We start from the raw sequence: 18,950 nt of genomic DNA on the forward strand, positions 1-18,950 counted from the left end.
GAAAATGGAGCGGTGCTGGGAAGTGCCTATGATACCGCGATTAGCCCGGGGAGGGCACTGCGCGCCGGCAGGAACGATTGATCGTGCTGTTCCGTCAGGTGCCGCACGTCGTCCATCGATACATCATTCGCCATCATCGGCCTCGTAGCGGCGCAAGCCTTCCAGGTCCAGCACGCGGATGCCGCCATAATCGAGGCGCAGCAAGCCCTTTTTTTCCAGCACCTGCAGAGCCTGGTTGGCGCGCTGGCGCGAGGAACCCGACAGCAGGCCAATCTCTTCCTGCGACAGCTGCACCAAGGTATCCACGCCAGGGTACAGGTGCGAGTTGAACATCGAGGCCAGGCAGCGCGCCACGCGCGTGTTCAGGTCCAGCAGACGCTCGTTTTCCACCATGCCGATGAACTGGCCCAGGCGCTCATTGAGCTGCATCAGCAAGAAGCGCGTGAATGGCAGGCTCGTTTCCAGCAGCCAGTGAAAGGTGGCGCCGGGCAGGCGCGCCACGCGCGTGTCGCGCAGCGCCATGGTGTCGTATTTGCGGATTTCATTCTTCAGCAATGAACCTTCGCCGAACCAGCTGCCGGGCGGCACGCCGATGAAGGTCATGGCCTTGCCCGAGGCGGAAAAATTATTCATCTTGACCATGCCGCTGATGACGCCGATCCAGTTGTCCACCGGCTCGCCCTTGCGGCAGACAAAACCGCCTTTCGGCACGAAGGTTTCAAACACATCCGCCTCGACCCGGGCAAGTTGAACGGGGTCGAGCAGTTGCGCCCAGTGGGCCGCGCGCACGGCATCCTTCAGACGGATATCAGGGTAGGTCATTGTGCAATGCACCATCGAAAAGTGGGTAAATGTCCCCGAAAAGACAACTCGGCAAACTAACGCAAGCTACTATCATTGCACAAACGCCTTACACATAAAAACACAGAGCGCCATCCAACGAGGTGGCACCTGAGACAAGCAACAGGGAGACACTGGTGCAAACGACTACCACAGCAACAATGCCGACTTTTCCGCGGCGCTTATTGCAACACGGGACAGTACGATCCGACAAGCCCGCATTCCGCGAAAAACACCTGGGCATCTGGCAAACCTGGACCTGGCTTGAGGTCAACGAGGAGGTGCGCGCTCTGGCCTGCGGACTGGCTGCCATCGGCTTCCAGCGCGGCATGAACCTGGCCATCATCGGCGACAACCGTCCCCGCCTGTACTGGGCCATGCTGGCCGCACAAAGCCTGGGCGGCGTGCCGGTGCCACTGTATCAGGACGCGCCGGCCGCCGACATGGCCTATGTGCTGCAAGATGCGGAAATCCGCTACGCCATCGTCGAAGACCAGGAGCAGGTCGACAAGCTGCTCGAACTCAAGGCCCTGTATCCGCACATCGCCCACATCGCCTACGACGATGAACGGGGCATGCGCCATTACCGCCAGCCGGAACTGATGTCCTTTGCCGCCCTGCAGGTGCTGGGCAGGGCCTATGACCGCGAGCATCCGGGCTTCTTCGACGCTGCGGTGGCAGCCGGTGCTGGCCACGACTCGGCCGTGATCCTGTACACCTCGGGCACCACGGGCAAGCCGAAGGGCGTGTGCCAGAGCCACACGGCGCTGCTGGCAGCCGGCGAAGGCGGCGTGGGCTTCGACAAACTCACCGACGACGAAGACATCCTGTCCTACCTGCCCATGGCGTGGGTGGGCGACTGCCTGTTTTCGCTGGCGCAGGCCATGGTGGCCGGCTTCACCGTGAATTGCCCCGAATCGGGCGACACGGTGATGATCGACATGCGCGAAATCGGCCCCACCTGTTACTTTGCCCCGCCGCGCGTGTTCGAGAACATGCTCACCAGCGTGATGATACGCATGGAAGACGCCAGCAGCATCAAGCGCCACATGTTCAGCCACTTCATGGACGTGGCCAAGCGCTGCGGCGCGCAGATTTTGGATGGCAAGCCCGTGTCGCTGGCGGATCGCCTCAGCTACAAGCTGGGCGAGCTGCTGGTCTACGGCCCCCTGAAAAACGTGTTGGGGCTGTCGCGCGTGCGCGTCGCCTATACGGCCGGCGCCGCCATTGGCCCCGACCTGTTCCGCTTCTACCGTTCCATCGGCGTCAACCTCAAGCAGCTGTACGGCTCCACTGAAACCTGCGCCTATGTGTGTCTGCAGCCGGACGGCAATATCAAGTTCGACAGCGTGGGCTTGCCGGCGCCGGGCGTGGAAGTCAAGCTGGCGGCCAATGGCGAAGTGCTGGTGAAGTCGCCGGCCACCATGAGCGGCTACTTCAAACGTCCCGATGCCACCGCCGAAGTGATCGATGCCGACGGCTTCTTTCATACGGGCGACGCGGGCGTGTTCGACAGCGAAGGCCATCTGAAAATCATCGACCGCGCGGCCGATGTCGGCAAGCTGACGTGCGGCGCCATCTTCGCGCCCAACTACATCGAAAACAAGCTCAAGTTCTTCCCTTTCATCAAGGAAGTGGTGGCCTTCGGCCATGCGCGCGACCAGGTGTGCGCCTTCATCAATATCGATATCGAAGCGGTGGGCAACTGGTCGGAACGGCGCGGCATCGCGTATGCCGGCTACACCGACCTGGCGGCGCGCGCCGAAACCTACGGCTTGATCCGCGACTGCATCGAGCAGGTCAACGCGGAACTGGCGACCGATCCGCTGATGGACCACACGCAGATCCACCGCTTCCTGGTGCTGCACAAGGAACTCGACCCGGACGACGACGAGCTGACGCGCACGCGCAAGGTACGCCGCAAATTCATCGCCGAAAAGTACGCGGTGCTCATTTCCGCCCTGTATGAGGGCAAGGCAACGCAATACATCGAGACCCAGGTGAAATTCGAGGATGGCCGCACCGGTTCGACCAGCGCCGACCTGCAGATCTGGGACAGCAAAACGTATCGGCCCCAGGGCCTGGCCGCATGATGGAGCACAGCACGATGCAAATGAACGAACCCGACGCCCATTTCGGCACGGCCCGCAAGACCGGTCCCGTGATCCTCGACCTGAAGAACATCTCGCTGTCGTTCGGCGGCGTGAAAGCGCTGACCGACATCTCGTTTGACGTCAAACAGCATGAAATCCGCGCCATCATCGGCCCGAACGGCGCGGGCAAAAGCTCGATGCTGAACGTGATCAATGGCGTGTACCGTCCGCAGCAGGGCGAGATCATTTATCGGGGCGAACACCGGCGCGGCATGGATTGCTACGCGGCCGCCAAGTCCGGCATCGCGCGCACCTTCCAGAACATCGCCCTGTTTAAAGGCATGACGGTGCTCGATAACATCATGACGGGGCGCAACCTGAAGATGAAGTCGAATTTTCTCTTGCAAGCCCTGTATTGGGGCCCGGCGCGGCGCGAGGAAATCGAGCACCGCAAGAAGGCCGAGGAGATCATCGACTTCCTGGAAATCCAGGCCATCCGCAAGACACCTGTGGGGCGCCTGCCCTACGGTTTGCAAAAGCGCGTGGAGCTCGGTCGCGCGCTGGTGGCCGAACCGGAAATTCTACTGCTGGACGAACCGATGGCCGGCATGAACGTGGAAGAAAAGCAGGACATGTGCCGCTTCATCCTCGACGTCAACGACCAACTGGGCACGACGATCGTGCTGATCGAGCACGACATGGGCGTGGTGATGGATATCTCCGACCGCGTGGTGGTACTCGACTACGGCAAGAAGATCGGCGACGGCACGCCCGACGAGGTGCGCAGCAACCAGGATGTCATCAACGCCTACTTAGGTGTGGCGCATTAGACAAGGGATGGAAATGAACATTAATTTTTTCTTTGAAGTGCTGATCGGCGGCCTGCTGTCAGGCGTCATGTACGCGCTGGTGGCGATCGGTTTTGTCTTGATCTACAAGGCCTCGGGCGTGTTCAACTTCGCCCAGGGAGCGATGGTGTTTTTCGCCGCCCTCACCTGCGTCGGCATCATGGACAAGTTCGGCCTGTCGCTATGGCTGGCCATCCCGCTGACGATGCTCACCATGATCGTGCTGGGCATGGCGATTGAAAGGGTGGTCTTGCGCCCCCTCGTCAACCAGCCGGAAATCACGCTCTTCATGGCCACCATCGGCCTGACCTTTTTCATCGAAGGCCTGGCGCAGCTGATGTGGGGCTCGCAAGTGCACAAGCTGGACCTGCCCATCGAAGACGTGCCGATGCAGTTTTTGATGGACCGCTTCGACATCAACATCTCACAGTTCGATCTGATGGCGGCCGGCATTTGCGCGCTGCTGGTGATTTGCCTGGCCTTGCTGTTCTCGAAAACCAAGGTCGGCCGCGCCCTGCGCGCCGTCGCCGACGACCACCAGGCGGCGCTGGCTGTCGGCATTCCGCTGCAGCGCATCTGGGCCGTGGTGTGGGGTGTGGCAGGCCTGGTGGCCATGGTGGCCGGCTTGCTGTGGGGCGCGCGCAACGGCGTGCAGTTCGCACTCACCTTCATCGCCTTGAAGGCGCTACCGGTGCTGATCCTCGGCGGCTTTACGTCGGTGCCCGGTGCCATCGTCGGTGGCTTGATCATCGGCGCGTCGGAAAAGCTGGCCGAAGTCTACCTCGGTCCCATGGTGGGCGGCGGCATCGAAGGCTGGTTCCCGTATGTGCTGGCCCTGCTGTTCCTGCTGGTGCGCCCGGAAGGCCTGTTCGGCGAGAAGATCATCCGGCGCATCTGACACCGCACCATGCACATGACGCACAACGCTACCGCTCCATCGCAAAGGACACGCCATGATTTACCGTGAAGCAGGACAATTCAAGACCAGCTACCAGGCTGACAACCAGATTTTCCCGATCAGGCAAGACCGCCTGGCGCTGACGGCCACACTCCTCGTCGCCGTCTTCCTCCTGCCGTATTTTGCCTCGCCCTACATGTTGTCGGCGATCCTGATTCCCTTCCTGATCTTCGCCCTGGCAGCACTGGGCCTGAACATCCTGACCGGTTACGCAGGCCAGCTGTCGCTGGGTACGGCCGCCTTCATGGCCGTGGGCGCCTTTGCCTCGTATAACTTCATGGCCCGCCTGCCCGGCTTGCCGCTGCTGGTGTCGTTCATCCTGGGCGGCCTGTGCGCGGCCATGGTGGGCATCGCCTTCGGCCTGCCCTCCTTGCGCATTCGTGGCTTTTACCTGGCCGCCTCCACGCTGGCGACGCAGTTTTTTGTCGTCTGGTGCCTGACCAAGATCCCGTACCTGACCAACTACAGCTCCTCGGGCGTGATTACGGTGCAGAAAATGACCATCCTCGGCTACCAGTTCGATACGCCGCAAAGCAAATACCTGCTGGTGCTGGCGATTGTCGCCGGCATGGCCCTGCTGGCGAAGAACATGATCCGCTCGAACGTGGGCCGCTCGTGGATGGCCGTGCGCGACATGGACATGGCCGCCGAGGTAATCGGTTTTCGCCTGATGCGCACCAAGCTGCTGGCGTTTGCCGTCAGCTCGTTCTACTGCGGCGTGGCCGGCGCCCTGTATGCGTATGCCTACCTGGGCACGGTGGAACCGGAAGCGTACAACCTGGACCTGTCCTTCCGCATCCTCTTCATGATCATCATCGGCGGCGTCGGTTCCATCCTCGGCTCCTTCCTCGGCGCGGCCTTCATCGTGCTGCTGCCCGTCTTCCTGAACACCATCGCGCATGGCCTGGCATTGCCGACCAGCGTGGCCTCGAACCTGGAACTGATGGTGTTCGGCGCGCTGATCATCTTCTTCCTGATCGTCGAGCCGCACGGCCTGGCCAGGCTGTGGCAGATCGCGAAAGAAAAATTACGCCTCTGGCCTTTCCCGCACTAACGGTTTTACTTCGCAGTCCGATGTCGGTTCACTTGAATACCAAATAAAACAAGAGGAGACACAATGAAACACATCAAATCGCTCATGCTGGCAGCCGCCATCGCCAGTGCCACGCTCACCATGGCCGGCAGCGCGCAGGCGCAAGACAAGGAACAGTACATCGCCCTGCCGTCCTACCGCGTAGGCCCTTACGCGGCCGGCGGCTCCGGTTTCTACGGCGGCATCATCGACTACTTCAACCTGGTCAACCAGGCCGGCGGTGTGAATGGCGTCAAGATCAGCTGGGAAGAATGCGAAACCGAATACAACCCGTCGCGCGGCGTCGAATGCTATGAGCGCCTGAAAACCAAGCAGGGCGGCGCCACCCTGGTCGAAACCCTCTCCACGGGCGTCGCCTACGGCATTCTGGACCGCGTGGCGCAGGACAAGATCCCCATGACGATGATCGGCTACGGCCGCTCGGACGCCGCCAACGGCAAGGTCTTCCCGTATGTGTATCCGCTCATCTCCAGCTACTGGAGCCAGGCCGCCGCCATGATCAAATACCTGGGCGACAAGAATGGCGGCATGGACAAGCTGAAAGGCAAGAAGATCGTCCACCTGTACCACGATTCGGCCTTCGGCAAGGAGCCGCTGCCCGTCCTGGAAGCCCTGTCGAAACAGTACGGCTTTGAACTGGTGAAAATTCCCGTCGCGCCGCCTGGCAGCGAACAGCAATCGCAATGGCTGCAGATCCGCCAGGCCAAGCCGGACCACGTGATCCTGTGGGGCTGGGGCGTGATGAACTCGGTCGCCATCAAGACGGCGCAGCGCAACGGCTTCCCGCGCGAAAAAATGCTGGGCGTGTGGTGGGCCGGCTCCGAGGAAGACACGATTCCATCGGGCGATGCGGCCAAGGGCTATTCCGCCATGAGCTTCAATACGCCGGGCAACTACCCCGTGCTGGACGACATCCGCAAAAAACTCTACGCGTCCGGCAAGGGCAACCTGTCCGATCAGTCGCGCATCGGCTCCGTCTACCACATGCGCGGCGTGACGGCCGGCATCCTGTGGGTGGAAGCGATCCGCGTGGCGCAGGAAAAATTCGGCAAGGGCAAGCCCGTCACGGGCGAGCAGATGCGCTGGGGCCTGGAAAACCTGAACGTCGACGATGCGCGCCAGAAGGCCGTCGGCGCGCTGGGCATGTTCCCCACCGTGAAGACCAGCTGCGACGACCATGAAGGCTCGGGCGCCGTGAAGGTGCAGCAGTGGGATGGCAAGAAATGGACCGCCATCACGCCGAAATGGATCGTCGGCGACAAAGCCCTGGTGCGCAAGCTGGTCGAGGAATCGTCAGGCAAGTACGCCGAAGAGAAGAAGATCACGCCGGCGTGCATGAAATAAGCAACTAGAACCGGACCGGTGCCAGCGCGCCGGTCCCGTGTTTAACATTTTAAAGAAGCAGCCATGACCCACACTGCCACGCAATCCCCGATCCAGGCGGAAACGCCGCCGCCCTATCTGTCGGTGAACAATATCGAAGTCATCTACGACCACGTGATCCTGGTCCTGAAGGGTGTGTCGCTGCAGGTCCCGCAGGGCAAGATCGTGGCGCTATTGGGCGCCAACGGCGCCGGCAAGTCGACCACGCTGAAAACCATCTCGACCCTGCTGCGCGGCGAACGCGGCGACGTCACCAAGGGCGAGGTCCAGTTCAAGGGCGAGCGCGTGGATCAATTGACGCCCAATGAACTGGTGAAGCGGGGCCTGTCGCAAGTGATGGAAGGGCGCCATTGTTTCGGCCACCTCACCATCGAGGAGAACCTCCTGACGGGGGCCTACACGCGCAGCCTGTCGCGCGGCGAGCTGAAAGACGCGCTGGAGAAGGTGTATCACTATTTCCCGCGCCTGAAAACGCGGCGCAGCAGCCAGGCCGGCTATACCTCGGGCGGCGAACAGCAGATGTGCGCCATCGGCCGCGCGCTGATGGCAAAGCCCTCGATGATTTTATTGGACGAACCCTCGATGGGCATCGCGCCGCAGATCGTCGAAGAGATCTTCGGCATCGTCAAGGACCTGAACCACAAGGAAAACGTGTCTTTCCTGCTGGCCGAGCAAAACACCAACGTGGCGCTGCGCTACGCCGACTTCGGCTACATCCTGGAAAACGGACGGGTCGTGATGGAAGGACAAGCCCAGGAACTGGCCAGCAACGAAGACGTCAAAGAGTTTTATCTGGGCGTCTCCAGCGCCGGGCGCAAGAGCTTCCGCGACATGAAGTTCTACCGCCGCCGCAAGCGCTGGCTGGCCTGACACGGGAGCAGCCTTCATGGACCTGGAACGAGCCAAGCAGGTGTGCCGCGGCTTTCCCGGCGCGGCAGAAGACATCAAATGGACGAACGTGCTGGCGTTTTGCGTCGGCGGCAAGATGTTCGCGCTGTGCGGCGCGGAAGCGCACAGCACGCGCGGCATGAGCTTCAAGGTCGATGCGGAACGCTTCCTGGAATTGACGGACCGCCCCGGCATCCGCCCGGCGCCCTACCTGGCGCGGGCCAAATGGGTGCTGGTCGCCAGCCCCGACGCCCTTGACGATGCCGAGATGGCGACCCTGCTGCACCGCTCATACAGCCTGATTTTTGCCAGGCTGACGAAAAAACTGCAACGTGACATTGGAGAATCAGCAACATGACCGATACGCTCGACAGTCTGGAAGCACGCGCCCCCGAAGAGCGCGAACGCGAATTGATGGCCGGCCTGCCGCAGCTGATCGCGCGCGCGCAGGCGGCGCCTGGCTGGGCCCGCATCCTTGATGGCGTCAACGCGGCCGACATCACCAGCCGCGCCGCGCTGGCGCAACTGCCCGTCACGCGCAAGTCCGACCTCAAGCAATTGCAGCACGGCGCGCTGCCGTTCGGCGGCTTGAACACGACGCCGAAACACGCCCTGTCGCGCGTGTTCGTCTCGCCCGGCCCCATCTTCGATCCGGAAGGCCGCGGCCCCGACTGGTGGCGCTTCGCGCGCCCCATGTATGCGGCCGGCGTGCGCGCCGGCGGCTTGCTGCAGAACTGCTTTTCGTATCACTTCACGCCGGCCGCCTTCATGGTCGAAGGGGGCGCCGCACGCATCGGCTGCACCGTCATCCCGGCCGGCATCGGCCAGACGGAAATGCAGGTGCAGGCGATGGTCGACCTGAAGCCGGACACGTATATCGGCACGCCGTCATTCCTGAAACTGATCATCGAGAAGGCGTGCGAGATGGGCGCCGACATCAGCAGCGTCACCAAGGCAGTGATGGGCGCGGAAGCCTTGCCCGAATCCTTGCGTACCTGGTTTGCCGAGAATGGCGTGCCGCACGTGTTCCAGACCTATGCCTCGGCCGATATCGGCAGCATCGCCTATGAAACGGCCAGCAATGGCAAGCTCAATCCGGGCATGGTCGTCGACGAAAACGTGCTGCTCGAAATCGTCCACCCGGGCAGCGGCATTCCCGTCGCACCGGGCGAGGTGGGAGAAGTCATCGTGACCGTCTTCAATGCCGACTACCCGCTGATCCGCTTCGCCACGGGCGATTTATCGGCCGTGCTGATGGACGCGGCGGATTCGCCGTGCGGGCGCACGAATACGCGCATCCGCGGCTGGATGGGACGCGCCGACCAGACCACCAAGGTGCGCGCCATGTTCGTGCATCCGTCGCAGGTGCATGAAATAGCGCGCCGCCATCCGCAGATCAAGAAGGCGCGGCTGGTGGTCTCGGGACGCATGGCCAACGACGAGATGGCTTTGCATTGCGAAGTCGACGATCCGCTTGACGCCAGCGGTACCGAGGCCATCATCGGCTCGATCCGCGAACTGACCAAGCTGCGCGGCGACGTGGTGCTGGTGGCCGTGGGCAGCCTGGCACAAGACGGCAAGGTCATCGACGACATGCGCGATTACAAATAAGGCCGATTTGCGGGATAATACCGGCATTGACCATCAGCCCTACTCATCGCCATGCAAGAGTCCATGCAAGAATTTCATCACAATCGTGCCCGTGACCTGATCAAGAACGCGGAGCTGCTGTTCGACCAAGATACCGTGCAGGCGTCGATCACGCGCATGGCCGATGTGCTCAACACGCGCTTCAACGCCGAGGACTCGAAAGAGTTCCCGCTGGTGCTGGGCGTGATGGGCGGCGCCGTCGTGTTTACGGGCAACCTGCTGCCGCAGCTGAGCTTTCCGCTCGAATTCGACTACATCCATGTGAGCCGCTACGGCGACGACGACAAGGGTGGCGAAGTGGTGTGGAAAGTCATCCCCCGCTCGAACGTAGCGGGCCGCACCGTCATCGTGCTCGACGATATTCTGGACGAAGGCGAAACCCTGGCGCACGTCAAGCAGCGCCTGCTGGACATGGGCGCGTCCGAAGTGATCCTGGCCGTGTTTGCCGACAAGGCCATCGGCAAGAAGAAGCCCGTGCAGGCGGACATCGTCGGCCTGGTGATTCCGAACCGCTTCGTCGTCGGCTTCGGCATGGATGCGTATGGCTATTGGCGCAACCTGCCGGGCCTGTGGGCCATCAAGCCCGAGGATTTGAAGCAGGAGTAAGGATGGCTCGGCTGACGCGACATGCCGCGTCAGCCGGCACTACCAGCGTTACAGCTTCAGGCGCGCACGCGCCGCATCGTATTCGGCCTTCAGGCGCGCCACCATCTCGGCCACGCTCGGCACGTCATCCATCAAGCCCACGCCCTGGCCGGCGCCCCAGATGTCGCGCCAGGCCTTGGCGCTGCCGGAACCGAAATTCATCGCGCTCTTGTCCGCTTCGGGCAAGGCTTCCGGATCGAGTCCCGCCGCGACAATCGATTTTTTCAGGTAATTGCCGTGCACACCCGTAAACAGGTTCGTGTAGACGATGTCCGATGCCGCAGATTCGACGATGGCGTCGCGGTAGCCATCGCTGACGTTCGACTCCTTGGTCGCCAGCCAGCGCGAGCCGATGTAGGCAAAGTCGGCGCCCATGGCTTGCGCGGCCAGCACGGCGTCGCCGGTGGCGATGGAGCCCGACAGCGCCAGCGGGCCGTCGAAGAATTTGCGCACTTCGCCCACCAGCGCGAACGGCGACAGGGTGCCCGCGTGGCCGCCGGCGCCGCTGGCGACCAGGATCAAGCCATCGACACCCGCTTCCAGCGCCTTTTTCGCATGACGTATCGAGATCACGTCATGCAGCACGATGCCGCCATAGCTGTGGATGGCGTCGAGCATTTCCTTGGGCGGCGCGCGCAGCGAGGAAATGATGATGGGAATCCGGTGTTTCACGCACACTTCCACATCGTGCGCCAGGCGGTCGTTCGACTGGTGCACGATCTGGTTGACGGCGATCGGCCCCACTTTTTTATCGGGATTGGCGGCCTGGAAGGCGGCCAGCTCGGCCTGCAGCTCAGTGAGCCAGGTATCGAGCAATGCGGCGGGACGCGCGTTCAGGGCCGGGAAGGAACCGACGATGCCGGCCTTGCACTGCGCCGCGACGAGAGCCGGGCCGCTGGCAATGAACATCGGCGAGGCGATAACGGGTAAGGAGAGGTTTTGCAACGCAACAGGCAATGCCATGGCGGACTCGCTGGAAAGTTGATCGGGATGAGAGACACACTGAACGTTGATTATAGTGCAGAAAAAGTACGGTCGTGCTGAATTTATCACCTGTCCGTTTCAGCCTTCGTTGAACAAGTACTCACCCTCGACGCGTGCCGCTGCAGCTCTCACCAGCTGCGAGACGGCCCACTCGGCCAGCGCGACCGCCTCCTGGCGCAGGAAGCGCCGGTTAGCCTCTACGAAGACGGGCATGCCGCGCAACAAGGCCGGTATGTCGGCGATGGCGATGCGCTGACGCTCCAGCAGCAAAAATTTCAGCAGCACCTTGACGGCATTCTGCGCATTGCGCACGGGGTCCGACGACAGGTAATCAAGACGCGAATACGCGCGCTGCAGGGCGTCAGCGGCGTCCTGGAAGGGTCGTCCATGGCCGGGAATCACCACGCGCACGTCCAGGCTGGCGATCAGGTCCAGCGTGGCGCGCGCCTCAAGAAAGCCGGAGCCGCCATCGAGTTCGGGGAAGATCACGCCAAAGCCGTTTTCCCACAGGGCGTCGGCGGAAATGAGGATGCCCTCGTCGGCGCAGTAAAAAATCAGGGAGTGCGGGTCGTGGCCCGGTGCGCCCAGCGCCTGCCAGGCCATGTCGGCCAGAGTAAACGTGTCGCCGGGCGAGACGGTGGCGTCAAAGCCGAAGCGCGGACATTGCTGGCCAGTGGCTTGGAAACTCAAGGCATCCACATCCCACGCTCGCACCTTGTCCGCTTCCGATACGGGAATGGCCGTCTGGCAGCCATATTCGGCTTGCAGCAGCGCGTTGCCGCCGCAATGGTCGGAGTGCAGATGGGTGTTGAACAAGCGGTGCAGCGGTCGCCCTTGCAAGCTATGGCGCAGCAAGGCCAATGTTTGCGACGCATGCGTGACATAGCCGCTGTCGATCAGGGCCGCGTCATCCTTGCCCTTGAACAGAATGTTGTTCGACGACAGCCAGCCACGTTCGAACACCTGCATGGAATCGGGGAACAGCGCTGGCGATCGCGGCATGGGCTTCCTCAGTAGTCGGACTCGAAATCGAGCAAAGATTCGCGGCCTGGCAATTCGGCCCACACGGCGCGCTTGAAGTCGTCGTCGGCCTTGCTCCAGGCGATGATCTCGTCGAGCGTGCGCAAGCAGCCTTCGCACAAGCCGCTGTTGCGGTTCATCTTGCACAGGCTGACACAAGGCGACGGCACCGGCGACGGCAAGGGGAGCGGAACGGCTGGCGGAGGTGGGGTAGCGACCATCATGGAGCGGCATCGGTAAACGTGTAGGCTTTCATTATGCCGCGAAACCGTGCCGGCGAGGCGGCGGCGTCGCCATGCAATGTTTCTGTGAGTATATTTTCAAGCGAAAGCATGCTCAAAAAAGCATCTTCTGGAAATTTATTTTGCAGCCGGTTTTCACTCTGCGGGTGCCCGTCCTACAACAGAATCAGGCCAGATCCTGCTTGACTTGAGATCTTTCACAACTATACTACCATCCATGCAGATGGCAATTGGATGCCACGTGGAGTTTATGGAGATATATGGCCAAGCAAGACAGCAAGCCCAAAATTGGGGAATCCGAAAAAATCACGATCAACCTCGGCTTGATCGACCTGGGGCAGATCGATCTGCTGGTCCAGGAGGGATTTTATTCCAACCGCACGGATCTGATCCGTACGGCCATACGCAACCAGCTGGGTATCCACGCCGACGTGGTGAAACAAACCGTCGCCCGTAAAAGCCTGGTATTGGGCATGCAGCATTATTCGCGCGCCGACCTGGAAGCGATCCAGGCAGCCGGCCAGCGCCTGCAGATCCAGGTCCTGGGACTGGCCAGCATCGCCAGCGACGTTTCCGTGGAACTGGCACTGGCCACCATCGAGTCGATTTTCGTATTAGGTGCCCTGCATGCCAGCACTGTCGTCAAGACGGCGCTTGCAGGGCGAATTCACTAGCGTATTGGTTCGCGGCGATAACCCGGCTGATGCGCGGCACCGTTAAGGATGGTCATGAAACTACCTCTCAACATGTTGGCGCACATGCGCGCCGCAACCCGCAATCTGATGGGCCAAGGTCCTGCCGCCGCCACCGAAGCCATCCAGCAGGCGCTGGCCGCGGCCGGCCTGGCGCCGCAGGCAGCGTCCACGCAGCAGCAGCCACCGCAGGCCATGCGCGACATAAATCAGCCACCTGCGCCACCACCTGCGCAGGCCCGAGCCGAGCAGCCTGCCGCCGCGCCGGAAGCGGCACCTGTGCCGCCCACGCCCGCGCAGGCGGCACAGGATTTCGCGCAGGATTTCATGGCGCGCCTGGGCGTGCCTGTCGGCCTGGGGCAGCACAGCTTCGACATGCCCAGCTTCGAGATGCCGAATTTCCATCCGCCCGGCTTCAACGCGCCGGCCGCCACGCCAGCGCAGATGCCCGCTGGTGCGCAGTTCATCGACGGCGTGTACCGCAACCATGCGGGCACGCGTTCGTACAAGCTGTATATCCCCAGCAGCTATCACGGCCAGGCCATGCCGCTGATCGTGATGCTGCACGGCTGTACGCAAAATCCCGACGATTTCGCCGCCGGCACGCAAATGAATGCGCTGGCCGAAGAAAAGGAGTGTTTTGTCGTCTACCCGGCGCAAACACAGGGTGCCAACAGTTCGCGCTGCTGGAACTGGTTCAATGCCATCGACCAGCAGCGCGACCAGGGCGAACCGTCGCTGATCGCCGGCATCACGCGGCAAGTCATCGACGACTACCCGGTGAATGAACGCGAAGTGTTCGTCGCCGGCCTGTCGGCGGGCGGCGCCATGGCCGTCATTGTCGGCACCTTGTACCCGGATTTGTTTGCCGCCGTCGGCGTGCATTCGGGCCTGCCGTTCGCCTCGGCAAAGGACTTGCCGTCGGCACTGGCCGCCATGAAGGGCGGCGCCATGCCCAATGCCCAGCGCCAGGCGCCGGCAGGTGGCGTGCCCATCATCGTTTTCCATGGTGACCGCGACACCACCGTCAACCCGCGCAATGGCGATGAACTGATTGCCCAGGGCGTGCGCAGCCAGGCGGGCGGCAAGGCTGCCAAGGCGGCTTCCATGGATGGCAGCGTACCGAATGGCCACCGCTACACGCGCACCACGCACAGCCAGGCCGATGGCTCGCCGCTGGGCGAACACTGGGTCATCCACGGCGCAGGTCATGCCTGGTCCGGCGGCAGCGGGGACGGCAGCTATACCGACGGCAAGGGCCCGGACGCCAGCCGAGAGATGCTGCGCTTCTTCAAGACCGTCAGCTGATGTTTTCGGTGTATGGCGCGATCTGCCGCTGCTTGTCGGCGATCTCGCACACGCCATCGGCATAGCGGTTGGAGATGGCAATGAACTGCTCCTGGATCTCCAGGAAGGCGTCGACGATCTCGGCGTCGAAGTGCGAACCGCGCCCCTCGACGATGATCTGCACGGCCTGCGCATGGTCCATGCCCTGCTTGTAGATGCGCCGGCTGATCAGGGCGTCATATACGTCGGCCAGCGCCATCAGGCGCGCCGAAATCGGGATGGCTTCGCCAGCCAGGCCTTGCGGGTAGCCGCTGCCATCCCATTTTTCATGGTGGCTGTAGGCGATCTCCTTGGCGTACTTGAGGAAATCGACTTCGATACCCAACTCGTGTTCGGCTGCCAGGATGGCGTCGCGCCCCAAGGTGGTGTGCGTCTTCATGATGGCCATTTCGTGTGGTTCGAAACGCCCCGGCTTGAGCAGGATATGGTCGGGGATGCCCACCTTGCCGATGTCATGCAGCGGCGCCGTCTTGAACAGCAGTTCAATATTCTTGTCCGTCAAAAAATCACGGAAACGCGGCAGGCCGCGTACTTTCTCGGCCAGCGCCTTCAGGTAGTGCGAGGTGCGGCGGATATGGTTGCCCGTCTCGCTGTCGCGCGTCTCGGCCAGCGAAGCCATGGCGTGAATGGTGACGTCCTGCAGCGCCGCCACTTCCTGCACGCGGCGCTCCACTTCCGTTTCCAGGTAATGATTCTGGTCGCGCAAAAAATCCTGCATCTGCTTCATCGCCAGTTGCGTCCTGATGCGCGCCAGCACGATGGGCGCCGAAATCGGCTTGGTGATGTAGTCGACGGCGCCCAGGGCCAGGCCCAGCTGCTCGTCGGCCACTTCGCTCATGGCGGTCACAAAAATCACGGGTATACCGGCCGTGGCGGGATCGGCCTTCAGCGCGCGGCACACATCATAGCCACTCATGCCCGGCATCATGATGTCGAGCAGGATCAGGTCGGGCTGGTCGCTGCCGGCCGCGATCTTCAGGGCGCGTTCGCCATTGACGGCGATCTTGGTCCGGTAATCATCTTCCAGCACCGCGCGCAACAGATCGATATTGTCTGGCGTGTCGTCGACTACCAGGATGGTTGGCTTGCCTGCTGGCGCTCTCATACCCGTCCTTCGTTCTGCATAGTTATCCTTGTCACAGTGTCAGCTCCAGCGCATCGGCCACCTCGCCCAGCTGCGCCAGCGCACCTTCGAAATCGTATTGTCCCAGCATGCGCTTCAACTGGCGCGCATGTTCCGCCTGCCCGGCCGCGACCAGCACGGGACCGATGCCGTCGAGATGCTTGACGGCCTGCGCGTCGTCCTGCTGCAGCAACTGCGACAGTTCACGCAAGCCCGCCTCCAGGTATGCCCGGTCCACCGGTGCCACCACGGCGGTGCCCGGCTCGACCACATTGCTGCGCGACTGCATGGCCAGCACGATCTTCGGCACCAGTTCATCGAGCGCCAGGGTGCAGGCGGCCAGCGCCTGCGGCAAACCGTCATGCGATCCCAGGATGAGCAAATGCTCGACCCGCGCCGCGCTGTCGGCCAGGCCACCGGCGCCAATATTGCCGGCCAGGCCCTTCAGGGTATGCGCTTCGCGGATTGCCGTCTCGAGCTGGTTGTTTTCGATAGCGGCGACGATGCGCTGCATGGCATCGAACTGGGTTTCCACAAAACGGTCCAGCAATTTTCGCATCAAAGTGGCATTGCCGCCCACGCGGCGCATGGCCTCCGCCATTTTCAGGCCGGCGATCACGGGCAGCTCCGCTTCCGGCTGCGCCACCACCACCGTCATTTCCTGCGGCGTGGCCGGTGCGATCCAGCGTGCCAGGGTACCGAACAGCTGCGCCACGTCGATCGGCTTGGCGATGAAATCGTTCATACCGGCGTCCAGGCATTTTTCCTTGTCACCGACCATGGCATTGGCCGTCATGGCGATCACCGGCAAATTCGAATAACGCGGATCCTGGCGCAGCTTGCGGGTAGCCTGGTAGCCGTCCATCACAGGCATCTGGCAATCCATCAGCACGCCGTCATAGGCGTTTTCCTCGATCTTCGCCAGCGCGATGGCACCATTGCTCGCGATATCGACGCGGATGCCGGCGTCGTTGAGAATATGCTGCGCCACTTCCTGGTTCACTTCATTATCCTCCACCAGCAGCAGCCAGGCGCCGCGCAGGGCGCGTTCGTCGTCGCGGTAGCTGCTCTGGCGCTGCGTCTTGCGGCTCTGCCCCGTCACGCCGCCAAACACGAACGATATCTGGTCGAGCAGGGTCGAGGCGCTGACCGGCTTGTTCAATACGCCGTCGAGCGGCAAGTCCCGCTGGCGCGCCGCCTCCAGCAGCGCTTCGCGATGGAAGGCCGTGACCATGATGCAGGCCGGCGTCGCATCGATGCCGGCGGCATCGGCGCGGATGCCGGCCAGGGTATCGAGACCGTTCATGCCCGGCATTTTCCAGTCCATCAGCAGCAGGCCGTACGGGCGCCCCTCGGTGCGCGCCTGCGCCACGGCGCCGATGGCCAGCACGCCGCCAAACACGGCACGCGCCTCGAAACCCAGCGCCGTCAGCATGCTGACGAAGATTTCACGCGCGCTGGGGTTGTCGTCAACCACCAGCACGCGCAGGCCCTGGAACTGCGGCGGTACTGGCAGGCTGTCGCGCGGCACGGCGGCCAGGCCGAATCGGGCCGTAAAGAAAAAGGTACTGCCCACACCCGCTTCGCTGACCAGGTCAATCTCGCCTTCCATCATTTCCACCAGGCGCTTGCTGATGCTCAGCCCCAGGCCGGTGCCGCCATGGTGGCGCGTGGTCGACGTGTCGGCCTGGGTAAATGCCTGGAACAATTTGCTGCGCTGGGGCGGCGTCAGGCCGATGCCCGTGTCGCGCACGTCCACGCGCAAGACGGCCGCATGTTCCTCGAACTGCTGCAGGCGGATGCTGACGACAATCTCGCCCTTGTCCGTGAATTTGATGGCATTGTTGGTCAGGTTGATCAGCACCTGGCCCAGGCGCAGCGGGTCGCCCTGCAATGCGTTCGGCACGTCGGGGCCGATGTCGAACAGCAGTTCGAGCCCCTTGTCTTGCGCGCGCATCACGGACAGGTCGGCGATCTGCGCCAGCACGTCCTCGAGGAAAAAATCGACTTTTTCAAAGGCCATCTTGCCCGCCTCGATCTTCGAGAAATCGAGGATGTCGTCGATGATGGCCAGCAGGTTCTTCGACGCCGACTCCACCTTCTCCAGGTAGTTGCGCTGAGTCGACGTGAGTTCCGTCTGCAGCGCCAGGTGGGTCATGCCGATGATGCCGTTCATCGGCGTGCGGATTTCGTGCGACATGTTGGCCAGGAAGTCCGACTTCATCTTGGTCGCATCCTCGGCCACTTCGACGGCGTGGCGCAGGTCCTGCTCGACGGCCAGGCTGGTACTCATGTTTTTCAGCGCCTGCAGCAATTCGCCCGTCTCGTCGCGCGATGTCACTTCGATGACGGAACTGAGGTCGCCATTGGCCACGCGCGTGGCGATCGCCACCGCCTCGCCCAGCGGACGCGTGATCGAGCGCGCCGACCAGGCAAAGGCCAGGCCAGTCAGCAGGGCTGCCAGGCCGATACCGCCCATCAGCAGCAGCGACGTGTCGATGTCGTTGCGTATCCTGGCCGCGCTGTCGCGGATCTGCTGCTGCTGCAAGTCATCGAGCTGGCCCACATACAGCAGCACTTTTTCCAGCACCGGCAAAGTCTGCGTCTGCATGGCCTGCTCCGCGCCAGCATCCTCGCCGCGCTCGACCAGTGCGAGCATGGCCTGCAGGGACGCGTAATAGCCGGCGCGTGCAAGGTGCATCTGTGCCAGCAGGCGCCGTTCGTCGGGCCGCGCATCGAGACCGTCGAGGATGCGCACCTGCTCATCGATGCCTTGCCTGATCGCTTCCAGGCGCGCCTGATTCGCCTGGCGCAGCGCCAGCTTGGGCTGGTTCGGCAGGCTGCCGATGCGCGTGGCCGCCTCGCGCGCCAGCCCATTGATCTTGCTGGTCGCCTTGGCGGCGACCCAGTCGCGCTGCAGGATATCGTCGGTCTCGGCGCGGATGGCATAGATGCGGCTGCCCGCCAGGACGATGACGACCAGCATCAGCACGATCAAAATGGCATAACCGGCATTGATGCGCACGCCGATCCGGATATCCCTGAAGCGCATGACTTTCCTATTAGAAATTCTTGAAAATCGAAGTCTGAACGTATTCCCCTACAAAACGCAAGGTCTTTTGCAAAGGAAAAAGCGCGCCGGGG

General features: G+C 62.4%; 17 protein-coding genes. 11 read left to right on the top strand and 6 right to left on the bottom strand.

Features of this window, described 5'->3' with window-relative positions; translation table 11 throughout:
- Positions 1-123: 123 nt before the first annotated feature.
- A complete protein-coding gene (locus ACQ4WP_RS01025; RefSeq protein WP_436518268.1) occupies positions 124-822 on the bottom strand; it encodes a Crp/Fnr family transcriptional regulator in 699 nt (232 codons plus the stop codon).
- 179 nt (positions 823-1,001) lie between these two features.
- Between ACQ4WP_RS01025 and ACQ4WP_RS01030 the strand changes: the two genes are divergently transcribed.
- The 9 genes from ACQ4WP_RS01030 (at position 1,002) to ACQ4WP_RS01070 (ending at position 10,359) form a co-directional block, all read left to right on the top strand.
- A complete protein-coding gene (locus ACQ4WP_RS01030; protein ID WP_436518269.1) occupies positions 1,002-2,933 on the top strand; it encodes an AMP-binding protein in 1,932 nt (643 codons plus the stop codon).
- Between the two features lie 14 nt (positions 2,934-2,947).
- Positions 2,948-3,763, top strand: coding sequence for an ABC transporter ATP-binding protein (locus ACQ4WP_RS01035; protein ID WP_029496076.1), 816 nt, complete (start codon positions 2,948-2,950; stop codon positions 3,761-3,763).
- A gap of 19 nt (positions 3,764-3,782) precedes the next feature.
- Positions 3,783-4,679, top strand: coding sequence for a branched-chain amino acid ABC transporter permease (locus tag ACQ4WP_RS01040; RefSeq protein WP_198521486.1), 897 nt, complete (start codon positions 3,783-3,785; stop codon positions 4,677-4,679).
- Positions 4,680-4,734: 55 nt separating this feature from the next.
- Positions 4,735-5,793 carry a branched-chain amino acid ABC transporter permease gene (locus ACQ4WP_RS01045; protein ID WP_034752817.1) on the top strand — a complete coding sequence of 353 codons (1,059 nt, stop codon included), beginning with the start codon at positions 4,735-4,737 and terminating at the stop codon, positions 5,791-5,793.
- Between the two features lie 63 nt (positions 5,794-5,856).
- Entirely contained in the window at positions 5,857-7,176 is a 1,320-nt protein-coding gene (locus ACQ4WP_RS01050; RefSeq protein WP_436518270.1) for an ABC transporter substrate-binding protein, read from the top strand.
- 63 nt (positions 7,177-7,239) lie between these two features.
- The gene (locus ACQ4WP_RS01055) at positions 7,240-8,085 is read left to right on the top strand and encodes an ABC transporter ATP-binding protein (RefSeq protein WP_436518271.1); all 846 of its coding nucleotides are present in this window, start codon (positions 7,240-7,242) and stop codon (positions 8,083-8,085) included.
- Between the two features lie 16 nt (positions 8,086-8,101).
- Complete coding sequence (locus tag ACQ4WP_RS01060) at positions 8,102-8,461, top strand: MmcQ/YjbR family DNA-binding protein (protein WP_436518272.1); 360 nt, start codon at positions 8,102-8,104, stop codon at positions 8,459-8,461.
- Positions 8,458-9,714, top strand: coding sequence for a phenylacetate--CoA ligase family protein (locus tag ACQ4WP_RS01065; RefSeq protein ID WP_436518273.1), 1,257 nt, complete (start codon positions 8,458-8,460; stop codon positions 9,712-9,714). Before ACQ4WP_RS01060 ends, ACQ4WP_RS01065 begins: the two co-directional genes overlap by 4 nt.
- A gap of 63 nt (positions 9,715-9,777) precedes the next feature.
- The gene (locus ACQ4WP_RS01070) at positions 9,778-10,359 is read left to right on the top strand and encodes a hypoxanthine-guanine phosphoribosyltransferase (protein WP_035823544.1); all 582 of its coding nucleotides are present in this window, start codon (positions 9,778-9,780) and stop codon (positions 10,357-10,359) included.
- 48 nt (positions 10,360-10,407) lie between these two features.
- Here the strand turns inward: ACQ4WP_RS01070 and ACQ4WP_RS01075 are convergent, their stop codons facing one another.
- The 3 genes from ACQ4WP_RS01075 to ACQ4WP_RS01085 form a co-directional block, all read right to left on the bottom strand.
- A complete protein-coding gene (locus ACQ4WP_RS01075) occupies positions 10,408-11,361 on the bottom strand; it encodes an NAD(P)H-dependent flavin oxidoreductase (protein WP_436518274.1) in 954 nt (317 codons plus the stop codon).
- 99 nt (positions 11,362-11,460) lie between these two features.
- Positions 11,461-12,384, bottom strand: coding sequence for an MBL fold metallo-hydrolase (locus ACQ4WP_RS01080; protein ID WP_436518275.1), 924 nt, complete (start codon positions 12,382-12,384; stop codon positions 11,461-11,463).
- An 8-nt stretch (positions 12,385-12,392) separates the two neighbouring features.
- Positions 12,393-12,626 carry a DUF1289 domain-containing protein gene (locus tag ACQ4WP_RS01085; protein ID WP_242428551.1) on the bottom strand — a complete coding sequence of 78 codons (234 nt, stop codon included), beginning with the start codon at positions 12,624-12,626 and terminating at the stop codon, positions 12,393-12,395.
- A gap of 278 nt (positions 12,627-12,904) precedes the next feature.
- Here ACQ4WP_RS01085 and ACQ4WP_RS01090 point away from each other — a divergent pair, with 278 nt between their 5' ends.
- Both ACQ4WP_RS01090 and ACQ4WP_RS01095 read left to right on the top strand, forming a co-directional pair.
- Positions 12,905-13,318, top strand: a complete 414-nt coding sequence (locus ACQ4WP_RS01090) for a CopG family transcriptional regulator (protein ID WP_034783786.1) — start codon at positions 12,905-12,907, stop codon at positions 13,316-13,318.
- Positions 13,319-13,372: 54 nt separating this feature from the next.
- Positions 13,373-14,644 carry an extracellular catalytic domain type 1 short-chain-length polyhydroxyalkanoate depolymerase gene (locus tag ACQ4WP_RS01095; protein WP_436518276.1) on the top strand — a complete coding sequence of 424 codons (1,272 nt, stop codon included), beginning with the start codon at positions 13,373-13,375 and terminating at the stop codon, positions 14,642-14,644.
- On the opposite strand, the gene ACQ4WP_RS01100 is transcribed toward ACQ4WP_RS01095, so the two are convergent.
- On the bottom strand, positions 14,637-15,788 hold the full coding sequence (locus ACQ4WP_RS01100; protein WP_436518277.1) for a response regulator: 1,152 nt from the start codon (positions 15,786-15,788) through the stop codon (positions 14,637-14,639). The two genes, ACQ4WP_RS01095 and ACQ4WP_RS01100, sit on opposite strands and share 8 nt — an antisense overlap.
- Positions 15,789-15,819: 31 nt before the next feature.
- Positions 15,820-18,858 (bottom strand): response regulator, encoded by a 3,039-nt coding sequence (locus ACQ4WP_RS01105; protein WP_436518278.1) that lies wholly within the window; start codon positions 18,856-18,858, stop codon positions 15,820-15,822.
- Between the last annotated feature and the right edge of the window lie 92 nt (positions 18,859-18,950).

It is taken from the genome of Janthinobacterium lyxosi (assembly GCF_051380665.1).
Classification (GTDB): Bacteria; Pseudomonadota; Gammaproteobacteria; order Burkholderiales; family Burkholderiaceae_D; genus Janthinobacterium.

Bases quoted from the DNA above. Each gene is read 5' to 3' on its own strand.
- ACQ4WP_RS01105 (WP_436518278.1), bottom strand. From the start codon at position 18,858: ATGCGCTTCAGGGATATCCGGATCGGCGTGCGCATCAATGCCGGTTAT.
- ACQ4WP_RS01070 (WP_035823544.1), top strand. From the start codon at position 9,778: ATGCAAGAATTTCATCACAATCGTGCCCGTGACCTGATCAAGAACGCG.
- ACQ4WP_RS01080 (WP_436518275.1), bottom strand. From the start codon at position 12,384: ATGCCGCGATCGCCAGCGCTGTTCCCCGATTCCATGCAGGTGTTCGAA.
- ACQ4WP_RS01085 (WP_242428551.1), bottom strand. From the start codon at position 12,626: ATGATGGTCGCTACCCCACCTCCGCCAGCCGTTCCGCTCCCCTTGCCG.
- ACQ4WP_RS01060 (WP_436518272.1), top strand. From the start codon at position 8,102: ATGGACCTGGAACGAGCCAAGCAGGTGTGCCGCGGCTTTCCCGGCGCG.
- ACQ4WP_RS01035 (WP_029496076.1), top strand. From the start codon at position 2,948: ATGCAAATGAACGAACCCGACGCCCATTTCGGCACGGCCCGCAAGACC.
- ACQ4WP_RS01045 (WP_034752817.1), top strand. From the start codon at position 4,735: ATGATTTACCGTGAAGCAGGACAATTCAAGACCAGCTACCAGGCTGAC.
- ACQ4WP_RS01100 (WP_436518277.1), bottom strand. From the start codon at position 15,788: ATGAGAGCGCCAGCAGGCAAGCCAACCATCCTGGTAGTCGACGACACG.
- ACQ4WP_RS01065 (WP_436518273.1), top strand. From the start codon at position 8,458: ATGACCGATACGCTCGACAGTCTGGAAGCACGCGCCCCCGAAGAGCGC.
- ACQ4WP_RS01025 (WP_436518268.1), bottom strand. From the start codon at position 822: ATGACCTACCCTGATATCCGTCTGAAGGATGCCGTGCGCGCGGCCCAC.
- ACQ4WP_RS01030 (WP_436518269.1), top strand. From the start codon at position 1,002: ATGCCGACTTTTCCGCGGCGCTTATTGCAACACGGGACAGTACGATCC.
- ACQ4WP_RS01055 (WP_436518271.1), top strand. From the start codon at position 7,240: ATGACCCACACTGCCACGCAATCCCCGATCCAGGCGGAAACGCCGCCG.
- ACQ4WP_RS01050 (WP_436518270.1), top strand. From the start codon at position 5,857: ATGAAACACATCAAATCGCTCATGCTGGCAGCCGCCATCGCCAGTGCC.
- ACQ4WP_RS01090 (WP_034783786.1), top strand. From the start codon at position 12,905: ATGGCCAAGCAAGACAGCAAGCCCAAAATTGGGGAATCCGAAAAAATC.
- ACQ4WP_RS01095 (WP_436518276.1), top strand. From the start codon at position 13,373: ATGAAACTACCTCTCAACATGTTGGCGCACATGCGCGCCGCAACCCGC.
- ACQ4WP_RS01075 (WP_436518274.1), bottom strand. From the start codon at position 11,361: ATGGCATTGCCTGTTGCGTTGCAAAACCTCTCCTTACCCGTTATCGCC.